We start from the raw sequence: 24,059 nt of genomic DNA, 5'->3' as shown, positions 1-24,059 counted from the left end.
TAGAAAAGATATTTCAATAAAATTTTTTTACACCACAAAACGTTGGTATGACTTGATTTTCATTTTTCATAAACCTTATTCCGATTATTTTCTATTTCCATTTTTAAAATTTTTGTTTTATACTCTCCTCAATGTTAATAAAAACAATTTTTTCTCAGGAGGAATACTTAAAATGTCATTGAAAGATTTTTTTATCGCACTTTCTGAAAATCAAACTTTAAATTCTGCAGCCCAAAAATACGGTTATCAACTTGGGGCGCAAACTGTTGTTGCAGGTACAAATATCGATGAGGTTGTAGAAAGCATTAAGGCATTAAACGCTCAGGGTATTGCTTGTACCGTTGATAATTTAGGTGAATTTGTATTTGAAAAAAGTGCTGCACTTGCTGCAAAAGAACAAATTTTAACTGTGATTGAACGCATTCATTCTGAAAATTTAGATGCCCATATTTCACTAAAACCATCACAATTAGGCTTAGATATTGATTATGATTTCTGCTACGAAAACTTAAAAGACATCGTTGCATTAGCAAATGAATATCAAATTTTTGTTAACTTTGATATGGAAAACTATGCGCGTTTACATCCATCATTTGAGCTATTAGAGGCACTTCACGCAGAATATGGGAATGTCGGAACTGTTATTCAAGCGTATTTCTTTGAATCCGATGACAACGTTGAACGCTTTAAAGACTACCGTTTACGCTTAGTTAAGGGCGCATACAAGGAAGATCCATCTGTCGCGTTCCAAGACAAAGTAGACATCGACCGTAAATTCATTGATCAAATTGAATACCATTTACTACATGGTAAATTTACGTCAATCGCGACACATGATCATAATATAATTAATCATGTAAAACAATTTGTAAAAGAGCACGACATTCCAAATGAAAAATTTGAATTCCAAATGCTTTACGGCTTCCGTACAGATATGCAAGTGAGTCTTGCAAAAGAAGGGTACAACTTCTGTACATACGTACCATTTGGACAGGACTGGTACGGCTACTTTATGCGTCGTTTAGCAGAGCGCCCTCAAAATATCAATTTAGTAACGAAACAAGTATTTAACAAAAAAACAAACACATTTTTAGCTGTAGCAGCTGGGGCATTTTTATTAGGTCGTGTAACAAAAAAGCGTAAATAATTGCTTTAGGTGCTACGATATATTGCATTGACGGAGGACTATTGGTTCATGCTAAACTTAGCAGAAAATTATCAATAGAGGAGCTTTTTTTATGTCGGATTACAGTTATCAATTATTAGCAATTATCATTTACATGATTGCGATGCTTGGTATTGGCTGGTATGCGTTCCGAAAAACAAGCAACTTAACGGATTATATGTTAGGTGGACGTGGACTTGGTGCTGCGGTAACAGCTTTAAGTGCTGGTGCTGCCGATATGTCAGGTTGGCTCTTAATGGGGTTACCTGGTGCCATTTACGTATCAGGTCTTGTAGAGGCATGGATTGCCCTTGGTTTAACGATTGGTGCTTATTTAAACTGGTTACTAGTAGCACCGCGCTTACGTGTTTACACACAAGTAGCCAACAATTCAATTACGATTCCGAGTTATTTAGATAATCGTTTACGTGATCACACAAAATTATTACGTATCGCTTCAGGGATTATTATTTTAGTATTCTTCACGTTTTACGTATCGTCAGGTATGGTTTCTGGGGGGAAATTCTTTGAAAGCTCGTTTGGTATGGATTATCACACTGGGCTAGTGTTCGTATCTACCGTAGTTGTTGCATACACATTATTTGGAGGCTTTTTAGCAGTAAGTTATACGGATGTTATTCAAGGGCTTATTATGGTAATAACGCTTATTGCGGTACCTGTTGTTGGAGTGTTTTTGACAGGAGGCATTGGTGAGACCGTAGATTCAATTAAAGCTGTTAATCCAAATATGCTTACCTTAATTCCCCCTTCTGTAACAGCTGCCGTTATTATTTCATCGTTAGCTTGGGGGCTTGGTTATTTCGGACAGCCCCATATTATTGTGCGCTTTATGGCCATTGCTTCGGTAAAAGAAACGAAATCAGCACGTCGTATTGGTATTGGTTGGATGATTTTCAGCTTACTTGGTGCACTTGCAACAGCGCTTGTGGGGGTTGCTTATTTCCAACAGCAAGGTACGGAATTAAAGGATGCCGAAACAATATTTATCGTATTAGGACAAATTCTATTCCATCCTTTCATTGCAGGGATTGTATTAGCAGCCATTTTAGCAGCCGTTATGAGTACGATTTCTTCTCAATTAATCGTAACAAGCTCTGCGCTCATAGAAGATATTTATAAAGCGCTGTTCAATAAAACAGCAGACGATAAGCACTATGTATTTTTAGGTCGTGTAGCGGTATTACTTGTCGCCATTTTTGCCGCAATTGTCGCTTGGAATCCTGAAAACACCATTTTAGATCTTGTTGGATTCGCGTGGGCTGGCTTTGGTTCTGCATTCGGTCCAATTATTTTGTTATCGCTTTTCTGGCGTAAACTCACAAATTACGGCGCTCTAAGCGGGATGGTTGCTGGTGCAATCGTAGCGTTTGTTTGGGGACGTACAGAAAGCCTTTCAAGCATGTTATACGAAATCGTACCGGGCTTTATCGCCTGTCTTGTTGTAGCGGTTGTTGTAAGTATGATTACGTACAAGCGAAACACTGAAATCGAAAAAGAATTCGATGAAACACTGCGTATTTTAAACGAAGAACGTAACTAATTACGAGAACTAGTCTCTCCTGTAGAGACTAGTTTTTTCGTTATCTTGAAAATAAATTGAACGTTTTTTAAAACTGCTGCGTCTAATCGGCAAAGGAGGGATAGATGATGGATGAACCACTTTTACAACGCGCGATTAATGGGGAACACCACGCCATTTTACAACTTATCGAGTTCGACGAAGAAATTTTATACTGCACTGCCTTTGCTTATGTCAAGAATGAACATGATGCACTCGATGCGATGCAGGAGCTCACATATAAGGCATTAAAGAAAATGCATACAATTAACCAGCCTACATACGCTCGTACATGGCTAATGCGCGTATTAATCAATTGCTGTATTGATATTTTACGTAAGAAACAACAAAGTTCACCTTTAAGCGAAGAACCCGCATCATTTGATAAGTATGAAAGCGATATCCAAAGCATACTTCAAACATTAACATTATCCGAACAGCAGCTCATTTACTTGAAGTTTTTTGATCAATTAAAGAATAAAGAAATTGCCGCTGTGGTGAATCTCGCTGAAGGTACCGTGAAATCAAAAATTCATTATATTTTAAAGAAACTGCGAAATAATGCAGGCGAAAGGAGTGATTGGCTATGAACGAAGCACCAAAAATTCCAAAACAAGCTTTACAGGCACAACGCCAAGCTGTGTTAGCACAAGTAAGGCGGGAACAAATACGAAAAAAGCAGTTCGTTATAACCGCTACATCCGCACTGTTAGCATTCGTTATTTTTGTATTTAGCGTACGTCTGTCTCCAACCATCGCAAATTACGTTGCAAAGATTCCTGGTTTTGAACCCATCGTCGAAATGATTAGCTATAACAAAGGCTTAAAGGATATTATGCAGCATGAATATTATGAGGAAATTGGCATGATGATTACAAAAAATCAATTAACCGCTACCCTTGTTGGCGTAATTGCCGATGAAACAGGCATGATGATTTCCTATGAAATCGATGCACCGTTTGATTTATCAACCATCAATTTAACTGAAATTTACATTTTGCAAAACGGCGAGCCAATTGGAACATCACATAGCTATGGTTGGGTTTCTGATAAGCCGACAAAGCATATTGAATCGGTTATTACCGCGACTTCACAAGAAGCGATTTCTTATAATAATAACAATTTTGATTTAGTGTTGCATTTTAATGATGAACATAACACCGTCATTACATTACCATTCGAATTACAGCAACCGATTGCACCAACAAAAGTTTATACAATCGACCAAACATTAGAAGTACAAGAACAGAAATTCACGGTGAATCAAGTAGCTATTTCACCTCTTACTACAGCAATTGATATTACAGTTGATCCAACGAACTCCATGCGTATTTTAGCATTTGACGACTTAAAATTAATTGATGAAAACGGTGAAGAATGGGCGCGTATTGAAAATGGTTTAACCGCTACTGGTGCGCTAGAGGACGGAAAAATCCGTTATTACATGCAAAGCAACTACTTCCGCATACCGAAAGAATTAACACTAGAAATCGGGGAAATTCATGCATTACCAAAAGGGCAGGATATCATTGAAGTTGATTTTGCCAAAGAGCGTATCCTCTATCAACCTGATATTGTCGATTGGCAAATCACAGTACAAGGGAAAACCGTCACAGTAGAAGCCGACCATTATGAAGGGGAAGGACGCACACTATTATTTACAGCTTACGATCAATATGGAAATGAAATACCGAGTGGGGAGCAATCATGGCACGACATTGAATATGGATTACACGCATCTTACACATACGACGATGCACCTTATGAAGCACCTGTTAAAATCGACATTAACTATTACCCAAATCCCATTGGGTCTCATTTAATATTACCTATTTTTTCAAATAAGTGAAACCTTTGTGTTCCCGAACCGTAATGATTAGTATTACATTTTAAGGAGTGGATTTTATGCTAGTAGTTACAACAAATTCAATCGAAGGTAAAACAATTGAAACGTATTATGGCATCGTTTCTGGGGAAGCAATTATGGGTGCAAACATTGTGCGCGATATTTTTGCATCGGTGACAGATATTGTTGGTGGTCGCAGTGGTTCTTATGAAGATAAATTAGCAGAGGGCCGCAAAATTGCGCTAGAAGAAATGCAAGACCGCGCACGTAGCTTAGGGGCAAATGCCATCATTGGTGTGGATTTAGACTTTGAAACATTGCGAGAAGGCATGATGATGTGTGTTGCAACAGGTACTGCTGTAACAATTCGCTAAGTGCTCAAACATAAGTGGCAAGAAATTAAGCTAAACTTTAATCTAGCAAAAGCGCATTTCTTCGATCCAGTTACTGAAAAGCGTGTTCGTTAGACGAAGAGAAATTAAATTCTTTCTATTCAAAAATCACCATTTAAAAAATGGTGATTTTTAGTCTTGTTTAAATCTATTAAATTTATAATAGCGCTGCACCGATTAATCCTGCATGGCCTTTATTAATACTCGCTTGTACGCGCCCTTTTTTATGGTCAAAAAACGGTAGCGTAAAACAATTATCTACTTCTTGTGCAATTTCACTCACCATTTGCGGATGATGGTTCATCACACCTCCACCTAAAACAACGACATGTGGATCGAGTAAAAGTATAAAACTATGAATCTTTTGTGCTAGTTCTTGTTGCCACTGCTTAATAATTGGAACAACCTTGTCATCCTGCGCATAATAGCTCTCAAAAAATTGCTGCAGTGTATCTTTACGATTCGTTTTTTCTTGCAACCATTTTGTTAACCCTGGGCCTGCACATACGTCTTCAAAAAAAGCACCTTTCGTCGTTAACGAAAAGCCGACCTCGCCAGGAATACCCGCGCCTCTTAAAAATTTGCCTTCGTGAATGGAACAGCAAGCAATCCCTGTACTAACCGTTAAATAGATTAGCGTTTCCTGCTCAAAATGACGAATTTTATATTCGCCATTCGCGGCTGTCATCATATCAGTTTCCATTCGAATTACAGCACTTGGATAAACTTCTTGTAAACGCGCTACTAACGGGAAGTCCCTCCAAGGTAAGTTTTGCTGATACACAACCATTCCTTGTTGTAAATTTAAAATGCCAGGAAGTCCAACTGCAACTTTTACAACTTCCCCTTCATGACCTTGCAAAAGTTCATTGAATCCTTCAATCATCGCCTCAAATAATGCTTCTGATTGTTGAGGGCTTGCGATTTCTAACTCATTAATCAGCTTTTCGGGTTGCTCTTGCTTCGAAATGGCTAATGCTAATTTTGTGCCGCCAATATCAGCGCTTAGTATCCACATATTCATCCACCTGCTTTACGAAAATTCCATAATTTTTCCAAACAGAATACCCTAATTTTTCATAAAAAGCAATTAAATCTGTCCAATCGATAAATAATGTAGTCTTATTTCGTTGCTGTAAATAATATTCTGCTGCCTTTACAACGGCTCTGCCTAACCCATATTTTCGATAGTGCTCATTAATCCCTAATGGGCCAATTCCACCTAAATTTCCAAATTGCTCTGCCCAGTTATAATTAGGTCCCTTCCATGCGCTTTGTTCATCATTTATGCGGCAAAACCCAACAATTTGCCCCTCCCATTTTACGACGACATAATCTCGACCCGTGCCACCTTTGGCAAAATAGTCATTTGCTTCGAATGTCCAACGTCCAGGAAAAGAATTTGAAATAAAATCTAGAAATTGCTGTTGCTCCTCTGGTTGTAATAAAACAAATTCGGCATTTTCCTTTTGAGGAAGTGCTTGTGGATCCGTTACCATCCTTGTAAAGTCCACACTTTCAACAAGCTGTTTAAAACCAAATTTTTCAGCAAACGCCACGCCTGCTTGCTGCGTTAGTGGAATTCCACATAGTAAATGGCCTAAATCGCCACCAATTTGAATTTTCGAAACACCCTTTTCAATCAGTGCCTGCTCGGCATGCTTATAAAGCGCTGTTGCAATTTTTTGCTGACGATAATCTGGATGCACAAGTAGCATTTGAATCCAACCATGTGCTTTATTTAATTCCACACCATACGTATCGTGCCAGCTTTTTGCAATGACAACACCTACCACTTTGTCATCTAGTATTTTAACGGCACTACCTTCTTGTAAAACATATGGTGATTGCCATGTATTTTGATCAAATAAACGCGCAGTTAATAGAAAATCAGGTAAACATTCATTCCATAAATTTAATATCTCTTCATGAAATTCTTTCGTTAATGGCTTTAACATATTATTTCCCCCCAAACGTTTCTTCCATCCGGCGAATCGGATCATCTACTATAGCTCCATCCCATTCGATGATATGCCCCTGTTGTACTAACTGTTGCTTTATTTCCTCATATGGTAATTGTTGAACTGATTTTTGTGCTTGCATTGCCTGTGCTGCAATGGTTCCAGCTACTTGGCCAAGCATCATAAATACTGGCTCCATTCGAATCGAACCATAGGCAATATGCGATGCACTTATGCAAACAGGCACTACTAAATTTGTACATTCCTCCTGCTTAGGTAAGAGCGCACGCAAATCAATCGCAAATGGCTTTACTGGAATTTGAATATCCCCTTCATTCACAACACGGCCATTTAATACAACGCGACGACAGTGATGAGAGTCCATATGGAAAGACGCAACGGCAATCGGTTGCTCACAATGTATTCGCTGAAGCGCATGATGCTCGGTCATACAATAATCTGCAATCATTCGACGCGCCTCTCGAATATACAATTGCCTTGGCCAATGATTTGTTTCAATAAATTCATCTGCCGCTAATCCCCATTGGTTCACTTCTTGTTGAACAGTCTCCGGCACTTCTTCATCCGTTGCTAAAAAGTATAATAATCCTGCTACATACGTGACATGTAGCTGAAAAATTTCCTCACGTAATGCATAGCTGCCATCTGGAAAGGCATAATTCATGCCGATAAAATCCGTTGAAAATGCTCCGTGATTATTTAAATCGGTTTTGCCGTTCATTAATGTCGTATGAAGCTTCATTGCGTCCCAATGTCCCGCTTGTAAATAACGCAATAATAACTCATAATGCGAGCGGTCATAGCCGTTTGGTTTAGGAATTGGGACTTTATTGTTCTTTGATAAACAGATTCGGAAGTTATAAGCTTGAATGCGTTTATCTCCTGCACCATTTAGTTCCGTTACTTGTTCGTTCGCAATGCCATACAGTAAACCACTATTCGGATTCCCTTCTTCTTGATAAGGATCAATATAGCTTTCAAATTTATGATGCTGTGTCCCAAACTGCACGCCATTATAAATTTCTTTATACACGGTACTTGCTTCGCGACCAACAATATATGAAACTTTAGCATGCGCGAGTAAATCCCCTTCATAGCTTGCATCGATGAATTGCTTTGCCTCATAGGTTGTCCCATCGGTCATCGTAATTTGATGAATTGCTTGATGCTCTTTCACAACGCTTTCAATAAATTGCTCAGTTTGCACATCAATTTTAAATTCTGCTAACCATTTTTTAAAGATTGCCTCGGCTACATGTGGCTCAAAGCGTACACATTTTTCAACCTGATAATGCGCGGCGATTTCTTCATAAAATTGCTTTGCCAAGCCCCCTAATGCTTCTTCAGCTCCTAAGTCAGTTGCTCCTAAGCCGCTCGTTGTCATTCCGCCAATAAAGCGACTACATTCAGCAATTCGTACGTCGATGCCTTGCTTTTTTAACGTAATAGCTGCTGTAATTCCTGCAGGAGTTGCTCCATATATTAAAACCTCTTGTTTCAAATAAAGTGACCGATGTTCTTTTTCGCGATAATAATAAACGGGATTCCACATTATAATGCCTCCCAGCGTTCCTTCGTTACACGCACAACTTCTTTTAAAGCTTGAGCATAATGTTGTAATGGTGCTTCTGGACTTGCCTGCTCGATGACTTGTTCAACAGCCGTAAGCATTTGAATAACTTCCGATTTTGCTTCTGGATTTTTCGCTTCCACGACACGGCTAGGGAAAAATTTTGCATTGAATTGACTATTTTGTCCAAGCTGATGCTCGATTTGCTGTGCGAATTGTTGCATAGATTCTGATAAAAGATAAGGAATCGTTTCAAGTCCTTCCCACAATGAGCGGGCAAATACACTATTATTTAACTGCTGGTATTGCTGATAATCATAGTTTTCCATATGCGCTTGTGCTTTTGCCACTTTATGCACTGGCACAACCAAGTTCACCATGCCATCACAGCCTAGCTCTTGATAACGGTCAACATCTACTGCAATTTGTTTAAATAGTAACGGGAATAATTCGCTTAACATGAAATGATCACTGTAGTATTCAAACACCGTAATGGATTTTTCAGTTGCTTGTCGCCAATCGTCTAAACTTTGCCAAGCACGTACATCGCGTTCAGATTCATAGCTTTTTGTATAATCACGTCCCCAATACGCATATAAAATATCCGTTGTGCTTACTCGCTGTTGTTTTCGTTCAAGCATTTCCCAGCTTAAGCCTGCATTATAAACGATGTGTTCTACATCCACCTGTAAACCAGCCTGTTGTAAAGCTTGTTGAATTTTTTCTGTAAAGGAAATATAACGCGTTAAAAATTGTACCGCTTCCTCTTCCTTTGCACCTACATCTTCTGGCCATAAGGAAATACGGCGAATTGCCGGCTCGTTTTCGCAATACGAAACAATGAGTTCAATTACTTGTTGTTGTACTTGCTCATCTTGTAAAAAATCATGGTTTTTAATCGCATGAGCCGTTGTAAATTCTGTTTCTTCACCAATTAAGTCATTGACAGCACCATCTACAGCTGCTTTGCCCGTTACTTGAAGTCCTCTAGCTTTTGCAATTAAATAACGTAGGCTATGTCCACCTAATGTTACTTCAATGCCGCGCTTTCGTATGTCATCAGTAAGCGCGTCCTTTACTTCATCCCATAAGAAAAATGTGAAAAATACTTCATTTAATCCATTTTTCGTTCCAACATCGAGCATACTTTTTAAAAATGGAACATCATCAATCGTTTCAAACACATTCCCACGACGTGTAAATTTCGGCTTGCCGACATATATGCCTTCAACCCCAACCGCTTCAATCGTATGCTGCTTCTTTAAATCTAGGAAAAGAATCCCTTCCACCTTTTCAATAAAGCGGTACACCCCATACAAAATGGCACGACTTGAATTGCCTCGAATAACATATTGATTGTCTTGCTGAATCATTTCAAAGTGATCATCTGTTAGACCCGTATCAACGTATTCAAAATGAACTGGTTTTTCACCTGCGTAATAGTTGTTTAATTCAGTTAACGCAAATTGTTCGATTTCATTTTGAATTTTAACTGATGTGTTCATATGCTCTATCCCCTTTGTTGTTATTTCTCGTAATTCAACAAAAAGGATACTCTTAACGGAGTACCCTTTTCATCTATTTATACAATTACCGCTTGCTTTTTAGCGTTAGATTCATAAGCCGCCAATGCAATTTCTAATGATTTCAATCCATCATACCCAGAAATAAGTGGCTTTCTTCCATGCTGAATAGCCTGTAAAAAATCAACGATTAATTCAAAATCTGTATCATTTCCACTATATAAATGCGTGATCGATTTTTCGCCTTTACTATATAAGTTTAGCTTTTCATTAAATACATCGACTTTACGGGTTGCTTTCGTTCCGATGATTTCAATCATGACATCGCCCCAAGTCGGAAATTGTGGAAAGCGTGACCAACTCGCATCGTGTGAAGCAATTACACCATTTTCAAAAACAATGGTCATAATCCCTGCATCATCGGTATCAAGCTCGGTAAAATAACGATTTGCAAACGCACTAACTTCGGCTACTTCACTATTTAAATACCAGCGCATAATGTCTACCATATGCACGGTATGATCCAAAACAGCTCCTCCACCCGCTAATTGCTCATCGATAAACCAGCCGCCCGGATTTTGGCCACGATTTGTAGAACGTATCGCGACAATATCTCCAAGCTCTCCTGCTTCAATCGCCTGTTTGACATCTCGAATTGCCGCACTGTAACGTACAGGATAAGCAATTGACAGCTGCACCTCATTTTGATCACAAACTGCTATCATTTCCTTTGCATCTTCAACCGTTGTAGCAATTGGCTTTTCACATAAAATATGCTTTTTCGCCTTTGCAGCCGCAATAACCATCTCTTTATGCAAAACATTTTCACTACATACGAGCACAACATCAATTGGTTGCGCTAAAAATAATTGAATATCTGTAAAAAAAGGTACCTGATATTGCTCACTCGCCTGTTGACCACGATTGCTATCCGTATCATAAATCGCTGTTAATGTTGCCCCAGGTATCCTTTTAATCGCATCGGCATAGCTTGTTGCATGAATGTGTGCAAAGCTCATAATCCCAATATTCATCGCTGTTCACCTCGTTGTAGTAACGCTTGAATTTTTGTTAGCTTTTCATCATAGCTTACGTCCCAAGAAATCGCATGTTCAACAATTGCTTCAACATTTTTATACAAATTATGATTATTGCTCACATCCCCTGTCATTTGGGCACTATCAAACTCCACAATATGTTGGTGACTGCTCCATTCAAATTCAATACGCGCTTCGCCATGCAAATACTCTATATGAGCCATAATTTGCTCTCCTAATTCACAAAGCACGATTACATATTTTGTATCACCGATTTCATTTGACCGAACCGTAATGTTACGAACAGGACCATACCATTCCTCTAAAGCAAGCAAGTCCTCTTCCATTGGAAAGGCATTTATTGTTGTTCGGCGAATCCGAATTACACCTTTTACAGCATCATGTGCCTTTAACACTTGATGCAGTTGAAGCGCAAATGAATACGACCATAAATCAAAGTAAATGAAGCCTTCATGCTGCAGCAACGAAAATGGTTGATACGCCTCTGTTGTTGGTTGCTTTAAAATCGTAATGGTATTTGGCTCATGTCGAATTTCAGATGTAAAGTTATATAATGGTGAGTGCATTAAAATTTGATCATTATTTGGTAATACGATTTGTACCATTTCATCACCTACAATTTAATTTCTTGTCCCGTTGCGGCTGATTCATAAATCGCCGTTAACATTTTCATAACTGCCACTCCATCTTCTACTGGAGAGATTGGTTTCTTGCCAGTGATACAACAATCCACGAAATGATGAATTTCGTTGGTAAAAGCACCTTCAAAATCAAAACCTAATGCATCAATTTGCGGCGTAATGTTTAGTATTGTGTCATGTCGCTCTTGTACAATCGCTAACTCAGGCTCAATTTCTGCGCCACCCTTTTCTCCGTAAACCTTTACCGATATTTCATCTTGCTTTGCCTGCAATGTAAAACTCACATCTACAAATAAAGAGGCACCATTCTCAAAACGAATTAATGCATTCGCTAAATCCTCCACATCATTCAGTTCTGCATTATAATCTGCTGCTTTATAAAATGATAAATTTTCGATATGCGCACGATTCCCTAATTTCTTATATGTATTACCTGAAACAGAAATCGGCTTTGGCTTGCCCATCAAGTACCAGCAAAGATCGACCATATGCACACCTAAATCCATTAGTGGACCACCGCCTGATTTTGAAACATCGCTAAACCAGCCACCAGGATTCCCTAGTCGGCGCAAACAAGAAGCTTTTGCATAATAAAGTTCCCCTAATTCATTGGCATCAATAAACTTCTTTAATACCCCAACATTCGTGGCAAATCGGCGTACATAACCTACTTGTAAAATTTTATTCGATCTTTTTACAGCCTCTTCAATCGCATAGGCTTCATCTATACTGATACTTAAAGGTTTTTCAAGTAATACATGCTTACCGCTTTCTAATGCTTTAATGGCAAGCGCCGCATGAGAGTTATTCCATGTACAAATACTAACTGCCGCTACTTCTTCGTTTGCCAATAATTCATCAACATTTGTATAAAGCTTTGTCACCTTATACTTTTCACCTAACTGATGTAATCTATGTTCATTTTGGTCACAAATCGCTACAAGCTCTACTTCTGGATGTGCAGAATAAGGACCTAAATGAAATTCAGAAATCGAACCGCCACCAATAACGCCAACTTTTAACATGTTAGTTTCCTCCTGAATAGTCGAGAACAGCCGTTAATGCTTCACTCGTTACTAATTTTTCATAGACGCTTGCCGATCGTTCAAATGGGATTTGTAATTGAACAAAATCAGAAACATCAATTGCTTTTCGTTCTAACAGACGAATATACGCAGCTAAATTGCGTCCCTCTGTCCAACGAACATAATGATATGGATAATCGATTGCCTCTTTTTCGTAGCGAGCATCATAACGACCAGGGCCACCCGCGCGAGAAATTGTAATAATTGCTTCTTTTGCAAAAAGTTGTTCTCGATTAAATTCGGGTTCTACATCTCCAACAATGACAATTCGTCCCTGTTTACGCACCCATTCTAAACTTCGGGCTGTTGTTTCTGAATGCTTCCCACCCGCGCAAAGAAGAACGGCATCCACACCTTGCCCATTTGTAAATTTTTCGATATGTTGCTCCATTTGTTTTAAATCTGAAAAAACTTCAATTCCCGCCATATGTTGTAGCATCGACGCACGTTTTTCATTAGGTTCATAACAAATGACATCATAGCTTGCCGCAGCACAAATTTTAGCAATCATTTGACCAAGTACACCTAGCCCAATTACAACAATGAATTCACCAAATTGAAGCTGTGCCTGACGAATCGCATGAATCGCAATCGTACCGTGTGCGGCAAATGCTGCATGCTGTAAAGCTACGTTTGGCGGGCATTTCACAACAAGCGTTTGCGGAACAGCTAACAGTTCCATATGGCCAACATACGGTGCACCGTAGCACGCAACGATATCCCCAATCTGAACCGCCGTAACAGATTCACCAATCGCCTTGACAACACCAACCGCACTATAACCAAGCTGTCGGACACCTTCTTTACTTCCTTCAATTAACAATTTTTCTGTGCCGGGGGAAACGGCTGTATAACGCGTTTCAACTAGTACCGCTGAAGGAAATAATTCTGGTTGTTCAATATCTACTAATTTTGTCTTACCATCATGTGCCTGTAGCGCTTTCACATTTCTCACCTGATTTCCATTTTGCTAAATTCACTTTGACAAAATCATCGTCATGTAAGTGTGGGTACATTTCGTATACGCGTGTAATTTCTTCTGCCTGCCCCTCACTTAACACTTCATGATCTGCTAAACACCAATTGCCTTTTAATAGCCCTTGTCTGGTTAGCACTTCATTAATCCCTGCAATACTGCCTTTAAATCCATGCGCTGGATCGAAAAATGCAGCATTTGCATCCGTTACTTCGATTGCTTTTGTTAACCATGCTGAATCGATTTGACCATTTTCGCGCGCTGCTTTTATGTTTTCAAAATAGTGTACAGCGGTTTTCGCCCAAACAGACCAATGCCCTAATAAACCGCCAACAATTCGTTTTTTCACGGTTTCACCATTAATTGTAAATGCATATTCCGACAATAAATCAACAATGATATTGTCATCATTTCCTGTATAAAGTGCAATTTCATCGCGACGTTTGCTGCAACATACTGCACGGACAACATCCAATGTTTGATAACGATTGAATGGCGCCATTTTAATCGCACAAACATTATCGATATTCGCCAACTCTTGCCAAAATTGATACGTAAATACACGTCCTCCAACAGATGGCTGTAAGTAAAAGCCTACTACTGGAATAATTTTTGCAATTTCTCGTGTGCGCGCCAATAGTTGTTGTTCTGTTAAATGAGCTAAACCACCCATGCTTAATAGCGCTAAATCATAGCCTAATTTTTTTAGAATTGTTGCCTCTTGAATCGCTTGTTCTACAGGTCCACAAACGCCTCCAATTTTAATGAAGGAATCTGGTACATTTGCTTTCTTCATTTCTTCAATCGCTAATGTTAGAACACGCTCATATAATTTGAACTGTGGATCACGAATTTCAAACTGTGTAGTATGAACACCGACAGCTAAGCCACCAGCACCTGCATCAATATAGTATTTTGTTAAAGCGCGCTGACTTACTTCGTCTAACGATTTATCTTCGTTTAATGCGAGTGGATGAGCGGGAATAAACGCACCATCAAGCAATGCTTTCTTAACTGCTTCATTCATATTAATACGCCCCTTTTCGCTCTTGGAAATGCGTTGGTTTATTTAATGTAGCACCATCTGCTTGCACCCAGTTCGCCACTAAATCTAACATTTGCTCTAATGTCACACGTGGATAACCGAACAATTTATGTGCATGAGATGCCGTATTTAACAGTGCAGTTGGTTGTTCTTCACCAACAATTTTTGCTTCTTTGCCAAAGCGTTTCGCAAATTCTTTTGTTAACCAACGTACAGATAATGTTTCTGGACCCGTTACATTTAAAATTTTCACTGGAGATTCACAATGTAATAATGAACGAATGGCATATTCATTTGCATCGCCTTGCCAAATCACGTTGACACTTCCCATCGTGACATCAACGGGCTCATCATTATATACGGATTTTGCAATTTCTAATAAAACGCCATAACGTAGATCAATCGCATAGTTTAATCGGAACATTACCATTTTTGTGTGAAAGCGATTTGAAAAGTTCGTGAAAATTCGTTCGCGTCCTAATGTTGACATCGCATATTCACCAATTGGAACAGGTGTTACATCTTCTGCACAGTTGCCCGCTGTTACAGGTAAGAATGGATAAATATTTCCTGATGAAAAGACGACAATATTAGAATTTTTATATTTATCAGCAACACGACCCGGCACATACGTGTTCATCGCCCATGTAAAATGCTCATTATTGATTGTACCGAATTTATTTCCTGCCATAAAAATAACGTTTGGCACATCTGGTAATTGAGCTAGTTGTGCTTCATCTAGTAAATCGCAAGTGATTGTTTCAATCCCAGCGTCTTCTAATTCTTGCTTCATTTCTTGATTCGAAAATCGCGCAACACCGATAATACGCTTCTCTATGCCTGCCTCTTGTACAGCAAGTTTCGCCATTTTCGCTAATGTTGGTCCCATCTTGCCAGCGATTCCTAAAATTAAAATGTCACCATCTATTTTTTTAATATCCTCTACAAGCGCTGTAGAAGGTTTTGCCATAAATTCTTCCAATTGTTCAATCGTTTGCATAATAAACACTCCTATACAATTTGAATATTCTTACATTTTTTCGTAGAATTGTTATAGTACAAAGTTTTGGAGGCGCTAACATGACAAATCACAACACACTATATACCTCTCAAAGTTTAGTAGCAATTATTAGTCCTGAAATGATGCTCCCCGCTATTAAAGAATCTTTGCGTGGATTTCCAAGTATCCAAGCACAGTATTTTATACTGCATGATTCGTTACTAACAGAGGAATTAATAACATTTATTACACAATACGAAATGCTGGTAATTGCCGATCCTTTTATTTATCAACAACTAAAAAACTATGATTCTTCATTGAAGTTATATCAACTAAATAGCCGAGCGATCCAGCTTTATCAGTTGCTATTAACACATCAAATTAAAAAGCAAGAAAAGTCGTACAGCTTTGATTTCATGCAAGAAAGTGATATTTTGGCGATTACGCATCAGCTTCACCAAAAAATCGATTATGTTTTTTCAACAGATGTAGCAATTGAACAAATTGTTGAAAATCATATTTCTTATGCCAAACAAGGTTATCACCCTGTCACTACGGTTGCAGCCGTACATGAAAAATTACGTTCTTTAAATTTAGCTAGTGACTATTTAATTCCTACAAAACAGGAAATGATTGTCGCATTTGAACGCGTACTCCTTGCAAGTAAAAGTCGGCAAAATAAGGAGACTCAAATTGTTTATGGCATAATCCAATTTGAAGCAATTGCGTCGCAAGATTACTCAAAAGTGAAGCAAATTTTGCAACAGTTTTCTCAACAAATGGATGGACACCTTATTACGTTAAATCCTTTGCAATACAGCTTTATTACGACACGCGGCCAATTCGAACGCGAAACGCTTGGCTACAAACACTTGCCGCTTCTTTCTCAGTTCAAAGAAGAACTACATATTAATTGTACGATTGGTATTGGCTTTGGTATAAATGCCTATGAATCTGGACGACATGCAAAGCAAGCGCTTTACCAAGCTAATGATAATGGTCCAAATGTCTGTTATATTGTCCGTGAAGATAGCCGTGTCATCGGTCCCATTGATACGACCGTTTTTATTAACTACGAACAATACCCTTTAGCTATTACCGATTTGCAGTTACTAGAACGTGCCGAAAAGGCTGGCATGTCTGCATCGTATATTTCAAAATTAATGGGACGAATTACAAAGCATCAAAAATATATTTATACAGCAGAGGAATTAGCCCAAACATTGAATATTACGTTACGTAGTGCGAATCGCATCTTGCTAAAATGGTTGGATGCAGGGCTAGTCGATATTATCGGCGAGGAAAAAGTAGCCCATCGAGGTCGCCCGAAGCGCATCTATTTCATGCAGTTTTTAGAAGAACTTAAAAATCAGTAATTCATTTTGCATGCTGTGTCATCTTTTCAAGGATACGAATAATTTGAAGTGTTTCGGCTAATGCAATTGGGCTTTGTTTTGTCATGAAAAATCGTTCCAATTCATCTATGAGTCGATCATAAAAATGCAAATCACCTTCTGCAATTGTGTACATTTCACTCAATGATGAGGTATGTGTCACAAATTGAAAGCTTTGACGATTTTGTAAATAGCCGCGAATGGTTGAAACTGTATCATCTTCAAATCGTACTGTAATGAAATGCTGCTGTTGATGATTCTGTACCGAAACATCCTTTATCGGGATTTTCTTTAGTACACATATCATTTCTAATGCATGAATTCCGTAATAAAAATAATCATTTGGTTCGAGCATCGGGAGCGGAGCACTAATATCCACCGCTTCGATGCATTTATTTTTTACTGCTTGTACAGGATCTGCAAATCGTAAAGCGGAACTACTCATTAATGGAATCGCTTGTTCACTTGCCAGTTTTATAATGGCAGTCGCCTCTACGCTATTTTTTGCGAATGGCTTATCAATAAAGACAGGCTTTTTGCATGAAACAAGCTGCTTGAATTGTTCAAAATGCTGTGTCGCATCAACAGAAGTAATTATGAATGCGTCACACTGTATTTGCATTTGTTCCAGCGCTTCTACAAAAGGTACACCGATTTGCTGCATTTGTGCGGAAATCGTGGCAATCCTCGTTTTACTTAATGCAATGGTAGATCCACCTTGATACGCAACGATTTGATGTCCTTTTGCTAGCAGTCGCTCAGAAAAAGCTACTGCGTGAGACGAATCCGTTCCAATGACTCCAATTTTCATCCAATGCCTCCTATTTAATACCTGACATTGTGATTCCTTCCGTGAAATAACGTTGGAAGAAAATAAAGATTAAAAATGTCGGAATAAATGAAATCGTTGCTCCGGCCATTTCAACACCGAAATTTCCTTCTTTCCCGAGCATTGAAGCAAGGCCGACTGTTACTGGGAACATTTTTTCATTCGTTAAGTAAATTAATGGTTGGAATAAATCATTCCAGTTTGAAATGAAGGCAAATGTACCAACCGTTGCGACAACCGGGAATGATAGTGGAAAAATAATTTTAAAGAAAATTTGCCAGTCATTTGCTCCATCAATATACGCCGCTTCCTCCAAATCTTTCGGAATCCCTTGTAAAAATTGACGAACTAAAAATACACCCATAATCGCCCAAAGCTCTGGAACGATTAATGCCCAATACGTATTAATCCAACCAAAATCAGCGAACATAATATATTTAGGAATAATAAATAGTTGCTGTGGAATCATAATAACCGCCATGAAAATCCAGAAAATTGTTTCTTTCCCCCAAAATTGCTTTTTTGCAAAGATATATCCAAGAAGGGCGGCAAAAAGCATTTGTGTAATTACTGGAATAATCGTAATGACGATAGAGTTCCAAATCCAGCGAATAAAAATACCATTTGTAAAAATCGTTACATAGTTTTGTATAGAAGGATCCGTTGGTAGCCAGAATAGTGGATCAATTTGTGCTTGCTTAACTTCTTTTAATGAACCAAACACCATTACAACGAATGGTAAAATGAAGATAATTGCCAAAATTGCTAACGCTGTATACGAGATTATTTTTTTCATTTATCTGCTCCTCCCCGCACCAGCTTAATAATGATTAGGGTCTTTCCCAATGAATTTTCGTTGGATTAACGAAATAATTAAAATGATGAAGAATAATACATAAGACAATACAGCTGCATAGCTTAAATTTAAGCTCGTAAAACCTTGGTGATATAAGTAATACACGATTGTTGTCGTTGCATAGTTAGGTCCACCATTTGTTAATAAAAACGCCGAATCGAAAATTTGGAATGAACCAATTGTCGTTGTAATCGCCACATAAAAGTGAATTGGCTTTAACATTGGGAATGTTACTTTCCAAAAGATCTTCCAGGAATTCGCTCCATCAATACGAGCCGCTTCATATAAATGACGGTCGATTGATTGTAATCCAGCGTAGTAGTAAATCATCGTTGTTCCGGCTACTTTGAATATACTTAGCCCAGCTAATACGATAAGCGCTTGTGAAGAGCTCGACAAAAATAGCTGTGGATTAATTCCAACAAAACCAATTAAGTAGTTAATGAAGCCATCGTCTGTACCACGGAATAACCAGCCCCAAATACCTGCAATAATTACGAACGATGTAACTACCGGTAGGAAGAATAATCCTTTAAAGAAGCCTGAAAACTTGACACCTGAACTAATAATTAACGCTAATACTAAGCCTAACGCCATAGTAGGTACTATATAGTAGATGGAAAATTTCACTGTATTCCATATTGCTTTCCACGCGATTTCATCATCTAATAATGTTTTCCAATGTTTTAGCCCTACGAATTCAGGGTCTCCAATTATTTTCCAATCATGGAAAGTTAAATAAAAACTTAACGCAAACGGGTAAACTTGAAAGATAATAAAGTGAATAATAACAGGAATGAGCACGACATAGACTAATAAATTTTTGTTTAATTCACGCTTGATTTTAGCACCGAGCGACTGCTTATTCTCCTGTTTAGATGTTGTAGCGTTCACGTGTCTCACCCTTTCTGTACATTAAGTAAGGAGAGAGTTTGATCACTAAGACCAAACTCTCATTATTTGTTATTTGTTAATTAACTTATCAATTGCATCTGCTGACTTATCTGCAGCTTCTTGAGGCGTTTGTTTACCTTCTAACATTGCTTGAATCTCAGCTTGAACTAGAGGCATAATATTACGTCCTTCTGGGTGAATAACTCCTGGTTTTGCATATTTTGTGTATTCTGATAATTGTGCCATGAATGGCTGTGCCTCGAAAATGTCTTTCGCTTCATCACGTGTTGGAATGTATTGTGTAATGTTGTTGAATGTACGTTGGTTTTCAGCATTTGTTATATATTTCATAAATTCTGCAGCTGCTTCTGGATTTTTAGAAATCGCAGAACCTACGAACATACCTACAGTACCATATGTTAATTGCTCAGCATCTTTTAATGGTGGAGCAATAACAAATTCGAATGGTTTTTCAGCTAATAGGTAGTTTACTGAGATACCAGAACCGTTTACTGCTAATAATTTTCCGCCGTAGTATAGAGAATCATGTTCTAAAGCTGTAATTGAATCTTGTGGAATCCAACCTTTTGTATACATTTCGTTAATTAACTCGAATGCTTTTACTGATTCTGGCGAGTTAATTAAAATGTTGTTATCTGCATCAATTACATTCCCGCCAGCTTGCCATAAGAATGGATAGATTGTGTTGTTTAATGAACCACCACCAGCATAAGAGAACGCATAGTAACCCGCTGCTTTTGCTTTTTCTGCTAATGCTTTAAACTCATCCCAATTCGTAGGTAAGCTGTTTTCATCAACACCAAGCTCCTTTAAAATATCTTTGTTATAAATTAAAGATTCAGCTGTTTGTAAAATTGGCATACCATATTGTTTGCCTTTCCAACTTGTTGCTTCAATCGCTGTTGGGACAAATCCACTTAATTCTTCTTGGGATACATATTGTGAAATATCTAAAATTAATTGTTGTTCTGCATATTGTGGCATTTGGTCTGGAATAACGTAGAATACGTCTGGACCTTGGCCAGCTGCTAACGCTGTTAAGATTTTTTGATCACGGTTTGCCCATGGAATTTGTTCAAAGTTTACTTTTACGCCTGTGTCAGCTTCAAAGTTTGCTACTAAGTCTTTCCACATATCGCCTTCACCAGTTGTACCATCTGTATATGGATGTGCCCATACCGTAATTTCTCCCGATAATTTTGATGCATCTCCGTTGTTTGTGTTAGCGCTTCCATTATCAGTCGTACCACTCGATGAATTATCTGATCCATTTGAAGTATCTTCCTTGTCATCGTTACATGCTGCCATAACAACTGAAAGAACTAGAACTAAGAATAATAGCCCGAACTTTTTAAAAATAGAATTTTTCATTATGAATCCCCCTTATTTATAAAATAATTAACCCTTTACTCAAAATAACATTTACTGAATTTGTAATTGCTATTTTTTTCAGACTACAAAAAATTCTATCCTAACTCAAGTCCATTAAAAGTCCTTAATTTGATTTTTATTATTTTTCTGAAAATATATTTTATAATAAAGTGTAAAGGAGGGCATTATATGACGTTTTGGGAAGGTTTTCATACCTTAGGTGTAAAGCTATTAAAAATTGTGTACCTAAATTTTTTATGGCTGTTCTTTTCGATGCTTGGATTTTTTATATTTGGGCTTTTTCCAGCAACGATTGCCCTATTTACCGTTATCCGTCAATTATTGTGTGAAGTTGAAAAACCGATTTCACAAACATTCTGGCAAACTTATAAAAAAGAATGGCTACGTGGAAATGGTTATGCTGCAATCAGTTATGTAGTCATTGCTATTTTAGCAATTGATTTTTACGCAATTTATTCATTTGAGTTTTTAACGATTTTGCTCATTCCAACAATGATCATTGCTTTTCTTGTTTTCGGGACACTGTGCTTCTTTTTCCCAGTGTATGTTCATTTTGAGCTATCATTCTTCACAACAATTAAACAAGCATTTTTATTTACATTAACTTCACCTTTCACGGTGTTATTAAATGCTTGTATTGTGTTGTTGATGTATGGCATCTTTAATCTACTTCCAGGGGCCATTCCATTATTTGTAGGCAGCGTGCTTAGCTACTTCATGATGCAATTTTCAATGCGTGCCTTCAAAAAAATTGAACAAAAGAAATTAAAAGAGGCGGTTTCTACATGAACGGTTTACATCCAGAACTCGTGACAATTTACGAAAATAAATTAAACAATACCGTTACTTTTGAGCAATTTATTGCCAATCGTTCGTTCACACATTCTTCGGAGCAGCCGATTGATACGAATGGTTGCGTCATCGAGGAAATCATGCTTGATGAGCTCCGTGTCATTTGCATTAAACCGAAGCAGACTTATGAATATGCACCTTGCTTTATTTGGTTTCATGGGGGTGGTATGGTATTCGGAAATCCAGATGATAGCATTTCGTATTTGCTTGATTTTGTTCATAAGTTCCAAGCAGTTGTCCTAATACCGCAATACCGATTAGCTCCGGAATATCCTTATCCTGCAGCATTAGAAGATGGCTATAACGCACTTCTATGGGCAAATAAACAAGCCCAAAGCTTGAAAATAAACCGTGAGAAAATTATAGTTTGTGGTGGGAGTGCGGGTGGAAATTTGGCATTAGCTGTGACATTAAAAGCACGCGATGAACAAGGACCATCTATTGCTGGGGTGCTGCCGTTGTATCCAATGCTTGATTGGCAAACTCGCCCATTCCATAAGCAATTTACTTCTCCTGGTCTTTGGAATGTAGAGAAAAATGAAAAAAGTTGGATGGCCTATTTAAAAAACTGCCAAGAAGTGCCGCCATATGCATCACCATTTTATGCCGCATTGCATGATTTACCGCCAATTTATACGTTCATTGGCACACATGACTTATTCTTTGAAGAGGTTTGTGAGTTTGTTGAGAAGCTAAAAAATGAGCAAACGACTATTACGTTTGATATTTATGAAGGATGCTTTCACGGCTTTGATCTAGAAAATGTTGCCATTGCAAAGAAAGCCAAAAAACGATTGCTGGTCGTGACGGAGGAGATAATAAATAAGGTTGTGACAAAATAAACATACACTAAAAAATACAATTTTTCTACGCGGTGAAAAATTGTATTTTTTTGTCTCAAACTCATTTTCTCATGCTAATCCGCTATATGGATATAACACATCATTTGGATAGTGGAGATTACTTTGTTCCTTCACAAACATCGCGCCTTCATCCTGGAAAATTCCTTGCTGTACGGGCACTTTTAAATTTTCAGGAGTAAAGCATAACTCCACCATTTTTTCCTGAATCGGTAAACTTTCAATAATCTCTAGTAAATCAACATATTGTTTTGAAATAACATCAATGAGTTGGAAATACCCGTTCTGCTCCTTTGCAATCACAAAAGCATGGAATTTCGGTACATAATAAATGGCATCCTTGTATTGTGTTAATGCATGAAACATGACAATATTTTCATTTTGTAACATGCTCATTTTCGAACTAATTGGCATACGGTGTTTCGTCGTTTCGTAAAATAACTTACGCGCAGCTTCATCCGAAATATCTACTTTTTTTACTTCCGTCGGCTGCAAATTTAAATCCTTCGTTTCGATCGTAAATGTTGCTTGTCTACGTGTTTCAAAGCCGAATTTCGGATAAAAATTAAGTACGGTTTCGTTGGCAAATAAGTAAATAATTGCAGCATCTGCTGTATCTTCTAACACTTTCTCCATCAGCTTTCGAGATATGCCTTGTCCCTGAAACGCTGAATTCGTCATGACTGTTCCAATTTGAATGGCTTGATATGTTTTTCCTTCTACTAGCATCGTCCCAATATTTGCAGATACATTGGCTACAATTTTCCCATCCACTTCAAAAGCATAAGGACAATACGTGTTATCCCAATAGCCTAAAGCGTCCCACTGTTCAAATTCAAGACCAAATGTCTCTTTCGCTAATTGAAGAAAGCTTTGTTTCAGTTGAACATTATTACGAATTACCTCACCTTTAATGAAATTCATTTAATAACCTCTTTTACAATTTTGTATTTTGATAGACTATTTTTCCTTCGCAAACTGCTAGTACAACTTGTGTACTGCCTGCTATTTCCCCACTAACTTACATAGTCCATTTTCCACCTGCACTTGTTGTCCACCTAAATCATAAATACTATCCGACAAATCGGCCACTCCCCTG

23 protein-coding genes are annotated in these 24,059 nt (G+C 38.0%); 8 read left to right on the top strand and 15 right to left on the bottom strand.

The annotated features are described in order from the left end of the window. Positions 1 to 172: 172 nt before the first annotated feature. From LZ480_RS14600 to LZ480_RS14580, 5 genes are all read left to right on the top strand, one after another. Positions 173 to 1,147, top strand: coding sequence for a proline dehydrogenase family protein (locus tag LZ480_RS14600; protein ID WP_241370281.1), 975 nt, complete (start codon positions 173 to 175; stop codon positions 1,145 to 1,147). Between the two features lie 91 nt (positions 1,148 to 1,238). Continuing rightward, entirely contained in the window at positions 1,239 to 2,726 is a 1,488-nt protein-coding gene (gene putP / locus LZ480_RS14595; RefSeq protein WP_241370280.1) for a sodium/proline symporter PutP, read from the top strand. 104 nt (positions 2,727 to 2,830) lie between these two features. Then, positions 2,831 to 3,334: a sigma-70 family RNA polymerase sigma factor gene (locus tag LZ480_RS14590; RefSeq protein WP_241370279.1), complete on the top strand. Its 504-nt coding sequence runs from the start codon at positions 2,831 to 2,833 to the stop codon at positions 3,332 to 3,334. Further along, positions 3,331 to 4,593, top strand: a complete 1,263-nt coding sequence (locus tag LZ480_RS14585; protein ID WP_241370278.1) for a DUF4179 domain-containing protein — start codon at positions 3,331 to 3,333, stop codon at positions 4,591 to 4,593. The genes LZ480_RS14590 and LZ480_RS14585 overlap by 4 nt, the downstream gene beginning before the upstream one ends. Positions 4,594 to 4,649: 56 nt before the next feature. Next, positions 4,650 to 4,964, top strand: coding sequence for a YbjQ family protein (locus LZ480_RS14580; protein WP_241370277.1), 315 nt, complete (start codon positions 4,650 to 4,652; stop codon positions 4,962 to 4,964). 175 nt (positions 4,965 to 5,139) lie between these two features. Here the strand turns inward: LZ480_RS14580 and LZ480_RS14575 are convergent, their stop codons facing one another. The 10 genes from LZ480_RS14575 to LZ480_RS14530 all read right to left on the bottom strand — a co-directional run bounded on the left by LZ480_RS14575 (position 5,140) and on the right by LZ480_RS14530 (position 15,862). Next, complete coding sequence (locus tag LZ480_RS14575; RefSeq protein WP_241370276.1) at positions 5,140 to 6,000, bottom strand: ROK family protein; 861 nt, start codon at positions 5,998 to 6,000, stop codon at positions 5,140 to 5,142. Continuing rightward, complete coding sequence (locus LZ480_RS14570) at positions 5,981 to 6,940, bottom strand: GNAT family N-acetyltransferase (protein WP_241370275.1); 960 nt, start codon at positions 6,938 to 6,940, stop codon at positions 5,981 to 5,983. The genes LZ480_RS14575 and LZ480_RS14570 overlap by 20 nt, the downstream gene beginning before the upstream one ends. Before the next feature lies 1 nt (position 6,941). After that, positions 6,942 to 8,516 carry an FAD-dependent oxidoreductase gene (locus LZ480_RS14565; RefSeq protein WP_241370274.1) on the bottom strand — a complete coding sequence of 525 codons (1,575 nt, stop codon included), beginning with the start codon at positions 8,514 to 8,516 and terminating at the stop codon, positions 6,942 to 6,944. Further along, positions 8,516 to 10,039: a hypothetical protein gene (locus LZ480_RS14560; protein ID WP_241370273.1), complete on the bottom strand. Its 1,524-nt coding sequence runs from the start codon at positions 10,037 to 10,039 to the stop codon at positions 8,516 to 8,518. The genes LZ480_RS14565 and LZ480_RS14560 overlap by 1 nt, the downstream gene beginning before the upstream one ends. A gap of 77 nt (positions 10,040 to 10,116) precedes the next feature. Further along, positions 10,117 to 11,091, bottom strand: coding sequence for a Gfo/Idh/MocA family protein (locus LZ480_RS14555; protein ID WP_241370272.1), 975 nt, complete (start codon positions 11,089 to 11,091; stop codon positions 10,117 to 10,119). After that, the gene (locus LZ480_RS14550) at positions 11,088 to 11,720 is read right to left on the bottom strand and encodes a peptide ABC transporter substrate-binding protein (protein ID WP_241370271.1); all 633 of its coding nucleotides are present in this window, start codon (positions 11,718 to 11,720) and stop codon (positions 11,088 to 11,090) included. The genes LZ480_RS14555 and LZ480_RS14550 overlap by 4 nt, the downstream gene beginning before the upstream one ends. Positions 11,721 to 11,728: 8 nt before the next feature. Continuing rightward, the gene (locus LZ480_RS14545; protein WP_241370270.1) at positions 11,729 to 12,781 is read right to left on the bottom strand and encodes a Gfo/Idh/MocA family protein; all 1,053 of its coding nucleotides are present in this window, start codon (positions 12,779 to 12,781) and stop codon (positions 11,729 to 11,731) included. Position 12,782: 1 nt separating this feature from the next. Next, positions 12,783 to 13,787: a zinc-dependent alcohol dehydrogenase gene (locus tag LZ480_RS14540; protein ID WP_241370269.1), complete on the bottom strand. Its 1,005-nt coding sequence runs from the start codon at positions 13,785 to 13,787 to the stop codon at positions 12,783 to 12,785. Beyond that, positions 13,765 to 14,844 carry a dihydrodipicolinate synthase family protein gene (locus LZ480_RS14535; protein ID WP_241370268.1) on the bottom strand — a complete coding sequence of 360 codons (1,080 nt, stop codon included), beginning with the start codon at positions 14,842 to 14,844 and terminating at the stop codon, positions 13,765 to 13,767. The genes LZ480_RS14540 and LZ480_RS14535 overlap by 23 nt, the downstream gene beginning before the upstream one ends. A 1-nt stretch (position 14,845) precedes the next feature. Continuing rightward, positions 14,846 to 15,862 (bottom strand): NAD-dependent epimerase/dehydratase family protein, encoded by a 1,017-nt coding sequence (locus LZ480_RS14530; protein WP_241370267.1) that lies wholly within the window; start codon positions 15,860 to 15,862, stop codon positions 14,846 to 14,848. 80 nt (positions 15,863 to 15,942) lie between these two features. Here LZ480_RS14530 and LZ480_RS14525 point away from each other — a divergent pair, with 80 nt between their 5' ends. Continuing rightward, positions 15,943 to 17,238 (top strand): helix-turn-helix domain-containing protein, encoded by a 1,296-nt coding sequence (locus LZ480_RS14525; RefSeq protein ID WP_241370266.1) that lies wholly within the window; start codon positions 15,943 to 15,945, stop codon positions 17,236 to 17,238. A 1-nt stretch (position 17,239) separates the two neighbouring features. Here the strand turns inward: LZ480_RS14525 and LZ480_RS14520 are convergent, their stop codons facing one another. The 4 genes from LZ480_RS14520 to LZ480_RS14505 form a co-directional block, all read right to left on the bottom strand. Continuing rightward, the gene (locus LZ480_RS14520; protein WP_241370265.1) at positions 17,240 to 18,067 is read right to left on the bottom strand and encodes a Gfo/Idh/MocA family oxidoreductase; all 828 of its coding nucleotides are present in this window, start codon (positions 18,065 to 18,067) and stop codon (positions 17,240 to 17,242) included. Between the two features lie 10 nt (positions 18,068 to 18,077). Next, positions 18,078 to 18,881 (bottom strand): carbohydrate ABC transporter permease, encoded by an 804-nt coding sequence (locus LZ480_RS14515; protein ID WP_241370264.1) that lies wholly within the window; start codon positions 18,879 to 18,881, stop codon positions 18,078 to 18,080. A 24-nt stretch (positions 18,882 to 18,905) separates the two neighbouring features. After that, positions 18,906 to 19,835, bottom strand: coding sequence for a carbohydrate ABC transporter permease (locus LZ480_RS14510; RefSeq protein ID WP_241370263.1), 930 nt, complete (start codon positions 19,833 to 19,835; stop codon positions 18,906 to 18,908). A gap of 69 nt (positions 19,836 to 19,904) precedes the next feature. Then, complete coding sequence (locus tag LZ480_RS14505; RefSeq protein WP_241370262.1) at positions 19,905 to 21,227, bottom strand: sugar ABC transporter substrate-binding protein; 1,323 nt, start codon at positions 21,225 to 21,227, stop codon at positions 19,905 to 19,907. A 189-nt stretch (positions 21,228 to 21,416) separates the two neighbouring features. On the opposite strand from LZ480_RS14505, the gene LZ480_RS14500 reads away from it, so the two are divergent. Continuing rightward, the gene (locus LZ480_RS14500; protein WP_241370261.1) at positions 21,417 to 22,037 is read left to right on the top strand and encodes a YesL family protein; all 621 of its coding nucleotides are present in this window, start codon (positions 21,417 to 21,419) and stop codon (positions 22,035 to 22,037) included. Then, positions 22,034 to 22,942, top strand: a complete 909-nt coding sequence (locus LZ480_RS14495) for an alpha/beta hydrolase (RefSeq protein WP_241370260.1) — start codon at positions 22,034 to 22,036, stop codon at positions 22,940 to 22,942. Before LZ480_RS14500 ends, LZ480_RS14495 begins: the two co-directional genes overlap by 4 nt. Positions 22,943 to 23,011: 69 nt before the next feature. On the opposite strand, the gene LZ480_RS14490 is transcribed toward LZ480_RS14495, so the two are convergent. After that, entirely contained in the window at positions 23,012 to 23,884 is an 873-nt protein-coding gene (locus LZ480_RS14490; protein ID WP_241370259.1) for a GNAT family N-acetyltransferase, read from the bottom strand. Between the last annotated feature and the right edge of the window lie 175 nt (positions 23,885 to 24,059).

Origin of the sequence: Solibacillus palustris, assembly GCF_022549215.1 — a bacterium.
Classification (GTDB): Bacteria; Bacillota; Bacilli; order Bacillales_A; family Planococcaceae; genus Solibacillus; species Solibacillus daqui.
Note: the sequence above shows the minus strand (reverse complement) of the source record. Positions and strands in the feature narration are given on the sequence as shown.

Bases quoted from the DNA above. Each gene is read 5' to 3' on its own strand.
- LZ480_RS14600 (WP_241370281.1), top strand. From the start codon at position 173: ATGTCATTGAAAGATTTTTTTATCGCACTTTCTGAAAATCAAACTTTA.
- putP (WP_241370280.1), top strand. From the start codon at position 1,239: ATGTCGGATTACAGTTATCAATTATTAGCAATTATCATTTACATGATT.
- LZ480_RS14590 (WP_241370279.1), top strand. From the start codon at position 2,831: ATGATGGATGAACCACTTTTACAACGCGCGATTAATGGGGAACACCAC.
- LZ480_RS14585 (WP_241370278.1), top strand. From the start codon at position 3,331: ATGAACGAAGCACCAAAAATTCCAAAACAAGCTTTACAGGCACAACGC.
- LZ480_RS14580 (WP_241370277.1), top strand. From the start codon at position 4,650: ATGCTAGTAGTTACAACAAATTCAATCGAAGGTAAAACAATTGAAACG.
- LZ480_RS14575 (WP_241370276.1), bottom strand. From the start codon at position 6,000: ATGTGGATACTAAGCGCTGATATTGGCGGCACAAAATTAGCATTAGCC.
- LZ480_RS14570 (WP_241370275.1), bottom strand. From the start codon at position 6,940: ATGTTAAAGCCATTAACGAAAGAATTTCATGAAGAGATATTAAATTTA.
- LZ480_RS14565 (WP_241370274.1), bottom strand. From the start codon at position 8,516: ATGTGGAATCCCGTTTATTATTATCGCGAAAAAGAACATCGGTCACTT.
- LZ480_RS14560 (WP_241370273.1), bottom strand. From the start codon at position 10,039: ATGAACACATCAGTTAAAATTCAAAATGAAATCGAACAATTTGCGTTA.
- LZ480_RS14555 (WP_241370272.1), bottom strand. From the start codon at position 11,091: ATGAATATTGGGATTATGAGCTTTGCACACATTCATGCAACAAGCTAT.
- LZ480_RS14550 (WP_241370271.1), bottom strand. From the start codon at position 11,720: ATGGTACAAATCGTATTACCAAATAATGATCAAATTTTAATGCACTCA.
- LZ480_RS14545 (WP_241370270.1), bottom strand. From the start codon at position 12,781: ATGTTAAAAGTTGGCGTTATTGGTGGCGGTTCGATTTCTGAATTTCAT.
- LZ480_RS14535 (WP_241370268.1), bottom strand. From the start codon at position 14,844: ATGAATGAAGCAGTTAAGAAAGCATTGCTTGATGGTGCGTTTATTCCC.
- LZ480_RS14530 (WP_241370267.1), bottom strand. From the start codon at position 15,862: ATGCAAACGATTGAACAATTGGAAGAATTTATGGCAAAACCTTCTACA.
- LZ480_RS14525 (WP_241370266.1), top strand. From the start codon at position 15,943: ATGACAAATCACAACACACTATATACCTCTCAAAGTTTAGTAGCAATT.
- LZ480_RS14520 (WP_241370265.1), bottom strand. From the start codon at position 18,067: ATGAAAATTGGAGTCATTGGAACGGATTCGTCTCACGCAGTAGCTTTT.
- LZ480_RS14515 (WP_241370264.1), bottom strand. From the start codon at position 18,881: ATGAAAAAAATAATCTCGTATACAGCGTTAGCAATTTTGGCAATTATC.
- LZ480_RS14505 (WP_241370262.1), bottom strand. From the start codon at position 21,227: ATGAAAAATTCTATTTTTAAAAAGTTCGGGCTATTATTCTTAGTTCTA.
- LZ480_RS14500 (WP_241370261.1), top strand. From the start codon at position 21,417: ATGACGTTTTGGGAAGGTTTTCATACCTTAGGTGTAAAGCTATTAAAA.
- LZ480_RS14495 (WP_241370260.1), top strand. From the start codon at position 22,034: ATGAACGGTTTACATCCAGAACTCGTGACAATTTACGAAAATAAATTA.
- LZ480_RS14490 (WP_241370259.1), bottom strand. From the start codon at position 23,884: ATGAATTTCATTAAAGGTGAGGTAATTCGTAATAATGTTCAACTGAAA.